This window comes from Arthrobacter sp. HMWF013, from assembly GCF_003061105.1.
In the GTDB taxonomy this organism is placed as follows: Bacteria; Actinomycetota; Actinomycetes; order Actinomycetales; family Micrococcaceae; genus Arthrobacter.
This window is the reverse complement of sequence record NZ_QAIQ01000347.1, coordinates 3,602-8,659: the sequence shown is the minus strand read 5'-3', so window position 1 is coordinate 8,659 and position 5,058 is coordinate 3,602. Positions and strand designations below refer to the sequence as shown.

Here is a 5,058-nt window from a genome sequence, read left to right as displayed (position 1 = left end):
CGAACAGACGACCCCGCCGGCGACGTTTTACCCGGTAGTTTCCGCTGCTGGAGCTGCTCCAAAAGGTCCGGCTGGGTGTAAAGCCAGGACCGTGACACGCCCGCTGTCCTGGCGAGTTCACTGACGGTCGCGGGTTGGGTGGTTTGGTCCAGTTGCTTGAGCGCCTCCTCCACTTGTTGACGCGCTTTCTCTGATCGCTGGCGAGCGGCGGCCAGAAGGTGATGGGTGTTGTCAGTTCGCATCGTTGCTGCTCCCGTCCCTGGTGCTTTGGATGGTGCTGATGATGCTTTCCAGGTTGACCGCGACGCGTCGGTTCATTTCGACGACCCGCGTTTGCCCAGCCGTCTGGGCCTCGGCAATGAGCCGATTCGTGGAGCGTAGATGGTCGAGGTGCTCTGACAGGAAGTCCGGGGTGGTGACGAATACCGGGCAGGTCAGGCAGGCGTTGGCGTGGGGGCAGGCCTGCTGCAGTGGCAGTCCGCAGTACCCGTTGGGCAGGGCCATGGTGACCCGACCCAGGTTTTCTTTCATCCAGGCCGCGTCATTGATCGTGTCATCCTGCCCGGCACTGATGGTTTCGCCGTGGATGTTGATTTTCGTTGCTTGTTCCCAGTGACGGCGGACGGTTTCGTCCTTCAGCCGCGCGTAGCGGGCGGTCATCTCGTGGGATTCATGATCCAGGAGCCGGCGGACCACTTCCTGCGGGACGTCGGCATTGATGAGCCGTGTCGCGTAGGTGTGGCGGAGTTGGTGGGCGGTGAAACGGAATGGGTGGCCCTGTTCATCATGCAGTCCGATCGTCGTCTGCCAGACCTGAATGTGGCCCGCGGCGGTTCCGGGGTTCCATGGCCGGTCCCCGCTTCGGGAGTTTCGGGCGGGGGCCAGGTAGCGGGCCTCGGGCATGATGGCTCGGACGGCAAGCGCTTGCCGGGTGATCGCGTCCGCGAGTTCGTCGTCAATGGGCAGGGTCGCCTCGCGGGACATTTTGTGGTTGATGTAGCGCAGGTAGGGTGCGTTCTGGTTGTCGTTGAGGAGGCAGTCGATTTCCAGGCGGTAAGTGTCGGAAAGGCGAAGCCCGGTGCGGATGAGTATTTGCATCATGAGCCGGTGTGGTTGCTCCAACTGCTCGAGCGCCTTGGGGTCCTCGATTTGGGCCATCACGAACTCGGGAAGTGCCCGGGGCAGTGCTGCCGGACGGCGGGGATGGTCTCCCATTCGGATCCCGGCAGATGGGGGAAGCGCCGGTTCCCAGTTGTTTTCGCGGACCGCGCGCAGGAACAAGGCAGTCGAACTCAGGGAGTAGCTGCGGCTGGCGGGACTGAGGCCGAGCCGACGCAACACGTTGAGGTAGACCTCGATGCTTTCCCGGGTGAAATGCTGCACTGCGCCGTTGGCACCGGCGTGTTCGGTGAAAGCGTCAGCCAGCCGTTGAAGGGCTGTCATGTCCCGGTTGAGCTGGGAATAGCTCGTGCCGGTGGAGATCCGCCAGCGCATGAACCGCTTCGCGAGCAGCCTTAGCCACGGCTGCGGCATGGTGTTAAACCGCAACCTGCCCTGCTGGCCGGTCCTGCCCCTGAATCCCATGACCTCAAGCCGCCAGAGATCGCGCTCGAATTCCGAGGACGCGTTGGGCGGTTCCAGAAAATGTTCCAGAGCCGAGGACAGTGCCGTGTGGGCACGGCGTACCGCCGATGAAGCATCCGGGAGTTCGGTGATTTGATCGCCGGAATGGCTCAGTAACGACCCTGCCTCCCGTTGCTTCAGCATGCTGAGCAGACTGCGGAGGTCCTGTGACCGGAACCCTTGCCGCTCCCTGGGTTGGGAAGCCAGGAGCTGGATCGCCAAGGCCAGCTCGATGCGTAACCGTTCCGGCAAGCCGCCCAGATTCAAGCTTTCAGGCTTGGTTGCCGGCCCCGACAATGCCGGGAATTCATCGAGACCAGGCTGGCCGAGTTTTTTCCACCGGAAGAGGTGCGTCTGGCACATCTGCTTGGTGCGGAGGAATCGGACGCACCCTGCAACGCTGCAGACCGGGAACAGGTTCCCCGCCAGCTCAGCGTCATCGAACACAATCACAGCGGCATCAAACCGGGGTGAAAGGGCAAGGCGCATCCGCGGCAGGGCGTTGCCCGGGCCGGTGGAAGCACACCTGACTTCACGCCCGGTCATCAGCGGTCCCCTTCTTGTTTGGACCGAAAGTATCACTGTCGGTCTCCGGCTTCTCCGGCAGCCAGCCCGCCGATGCCAGCGCCTTCCGCACGTGCTGAATGTCGAGGTGGGAATAGGTGTCGATCGTGGTCGCGACCGATGAGTGACCCAGAAGTTTCTGGACCACCTCAGACGGGACGTTCCGGCTAAGCAGGTCCGTGGCATACGTGTGGCGGAACTGGTGCGGTGTGAAGTGAAACCCCGTACGGGCCCGCAGCCGGGCGACCAGATCAAGGACCGCCTGGTAAGTCATCGGACGGCCCACGGGCTCCGCCCAAAGATTCACGAAGACATAGTCGCAATCCAGCGTCCCGTACTCGTCGAACAGGTAATCGGCGAACATCCGCACCAGACCGGGCTGGACGGGAATGTCACGGTCGCCGGTCTTGGCCCTGGCGTTGTTGGCGTTTCGCCGGGACCGCACCCTGACGATGCACTGAGCGGCGTCAATGTCCTCATGGCGAAGTCCAAGTGCTTCGCCGATCCTCATCCCGGACCCAGCCAGCAGGGCGAAAAGTAGCCGATCCCGTAGATGGTCGCATGCACCAAGGACCGCCGAAACCTGATCCTGGCTGAGCGTCCGCGGTATCCGGGCCGACGCCCGCCGCTTTATTTCCTTCCCCGGCCGGGCCGAACCGCCAAGATGGGCAAGCAACGGCTTCCACGATCCGCCGCCGCGCCGGCGCGACAGCGGCAGGAACTCGAAGGCCGCCCCATGCTGCTGATGGAACTGGTAGAACGACCCGACGGCGGATAACTTGCGGTTGATCGTCGTCGCCGAACAATACTCCGCCCGGCTCGTCAGGCTCCGCAGTTGTCCCGATCTCTCGGCCGGAGCGAGCCGCAGCCAGTTGACGAAACGGCCAAGATCCTCCAACTGCACGTCCCGCCACCGAACCTGGGACTGCTCGAGAAACGTGAAGAAGTCCCGCAGGTCGAACGCATAAGACCTGACCGTCCCCGGCGACCGGTCCACAGCGCCCAAATGAGCAAGAAAACGGTCCACTGGAGCCACGACGTCGTACGAGGGGTCGGTCACGGTCCAGGACTCCTCCCCATCGTGCTGAATCACTCGTTGAACGGACCAGTGCATGGGCGGCTCCTTAGAAACAGGCTCATGTTCTGGCATCCGGTCTAACAGGCCCAATTGACGGAACCGTGAACTCGTGGACAACACTTCAGATAACGCTCCCCCAAGCCGAACGTGACTGTCGTAGGGCACCCGTAGGCTACGTCAAAGACATCCAGCCAAGGGCTGAAGGAAACATATATTCGAATAAAGGTGTGTTGTGGGCGTAATCGTGGGTCCCCGTGTGATAGACGCGGGCATGTCCTTTTTGTCGGTGCTGATCTCCCCTGTGCCCGTCGCCGCGGGATTTCCCTCGCCGGCGCAGGACTATTTTGACGGCCGGATCGACCTGAACCAGCACCTGATCAAGGACATCACCAGCACGTATGTGGTGCGGGTGTCAGGGGACTCCATGGAGGGTGCCGGTATCAGCGACGGCGACGAACTGATCGTCAACCGCGCCCTCGAACCGCGCGACGGCTGTGTCGTCGTCGCGGTCCTGGATGGGGAACTTACGGTGAAGCGGCTGCGGATCACGGGCACCGGCGTCGTGCTTCAGGCCGAGAACCCCGCCTACCCGGACATCCACGTCCCGGCCCTGGCGGACCTGACCATCTGGGGTGTCGCTACGCGGTGCCTTCACCACGTTTAGGCGGTTGGGAAGAAAGGTCCGCAGCGGCAAGGCGCACCATGCGGAGCTCGCGCACGCCATCCTCCACATTCACGGTCCCGTCCGCCACGAACCCGTGCTTGCGGTAGAAGGCCTGCGCCCGGGGATTCGGATCGGCCACCCAGAGCGCTGCCGAATCGTCAGGGCCGACGACGGCATCCAGGAGGGCGGCGCCGGCACCGGTCCCGTGCGCAGCAGCAACGACGTACAGCACATACAGGTGGGTGCCCCACTGCAAACCGGGGCTCTGCGGGGGGCCCGCCATCGCGATCCCGATCACCTCGCCGTCGCGCTCGGCCACCGCGACGCGGTTGGCGCGGTAGCGCTCATCGCTGAGCGCTACCGTCCAGAACCGTTCCCGGGCGGCGGGCAACCCCGGGTCGTCCAGGACGCTGTCCGCCATCACGCCGCGGTACGTCTCACGCCACGACAACACATTCACGCGCGCCATCTCGGCAGCATCCTCAACGCGGGCGCGGCGCACCTTCACCGGGTTATCCATAGCCGAAACTCTACCGAGAGCTCCGGCTGGCATGGCGGCCAAAATCCCCGCCCCGCACACGGGTGGGGCCATGAGTAAGCCGGCCATCATGCGGCGGATGCCGCAGATCGCCCACGTGGACGTGAACTGCTTCTACGCCTCGGCCGAGCGCGCCTTCGATCCGTCGCTGGAAGGCAAACCCGTGGTGGTGCTGTCCAACAACGACGGCTGCGCGGTCACCCGCTCCCCCGAGGCAAAGGCCCTGGGCATCAGCGTGGGTGAACCCTGGTTCAAACTCGCCCCGAGGGCCAAGGAATGGGGCCTTGTTGCCCTGTCCAGCAACTACGAGCTCTACGGCGACATCAGCGCCCGGGTCATGGAACTGCTGGGACGCTACTCTGCATGGCTGGAGGTCTACAGCATCGACGAGGCGTTCCTCGGCGTCAAAGGCTCCCCTGCCGAGCTGCTGGCCCTCGGCAGGGCCATGAAAACCGCCGTCCGCCGCAACGTGGGCGTGCCGGTCTGCGTGGGCATCGCGACGACGAAAACCCTCGCGAAGCTGGCCAACAAATGGGCGAAAAACAACCCTGCCTTCGGCGGGGTCTGCCACTGGGACTCGGTGCCCGCCGC

General features: G+C 64.0%; 6 protein-coding genes. 2 read left to right on the top strand and 4 right to left on the bottom strand.

Features of this window, described 5'->3' with window-relative positions; translation table 11 throughout:
* From DBR22_RS24140 to DBR22_RS13170, 3 genes are all read right to left on the bottom strand, one after another.
* Nucleotides 1-242, bottom strand: a 242-nt coding sequence (locus DBR22_RS24140) for a DUF6262 family protein (protein ID WP_258229189.1), incomplete at its 3' end; no start/stop codon positions are given.
* On the bottom strand, nt 232-2,169 hold the full coding sequence (locus tag DBR22_RS13175; protein ID WP_108599394.1) for a tyrosine-type recombinase/integrase: 1,938 nt from the start codon (nt 2,167-2,169) through the stop codon (nt 232-234). The genes DBR22_RS24140 and DBR22_RS13175, both read right to left, overlap by 11 nt.
* A complete protein-coding gene (locus DBR22_RS13170; RefSeq protein ID WP_258229188.1) occupies nt 2,156-3,337 on the bottom strand; it encodes a site-specific integrase in 1,182 nt (393 codons plus the stop codon). The genes DBR22_RS13175 and DBR22_RS13170 overlap by 14 nt, the downstream gene beginning before the upstream one ends.
* A 160-nt stretch (nt 3,338-3,497) precedes the next feature.
* Between DBR22_RS13170 and DBR22_RS13165 the strand changes: the two genes are divergently transcribed.
* The gene (locus DBR22_RS13165; protein ID WP_108599392.1) at nt 3,498-3,929 is read left to right on the top strand and encodes a LexA family protein; all 432 of its coding nucleotides are present in this window, start codon (nt 3,498-3,500) and stop codon (nt 3,927-3,929) included.
* Here the strand turns inward: DBR22_RS13165 and DBR22_RS13160 are convergent.
* Nucleotides 3,904-4,449: a GNAT family N-acetyltransferase gene (locus DBR22_RS13160; protein ID WP_219928116.1), complete on the bottom strand. Its 546-nt coding sequence runs from the start codon at nt 4,447-4,449 to the stop codon at nt 3,904-3,906. The two genes, DBR22_RS13165 and DBR22_RS13160, sit on opposite strands and share 26 nt — an antisense overlap.
* Before the next feature lie 70 nt (nt 4,450-4,519).
* Between DBR22_RS13160 and DBR22_RS24525 the strand changes: the two genes are divergently transcribed.
* On the top strand, nt 4,520-5,058 hold a 539-nt coding region (locus DBR22_RS24525), incomplete at its 3' end, for a Y-family DNA polymerase (RefSeq protein ID WP_441296243.1).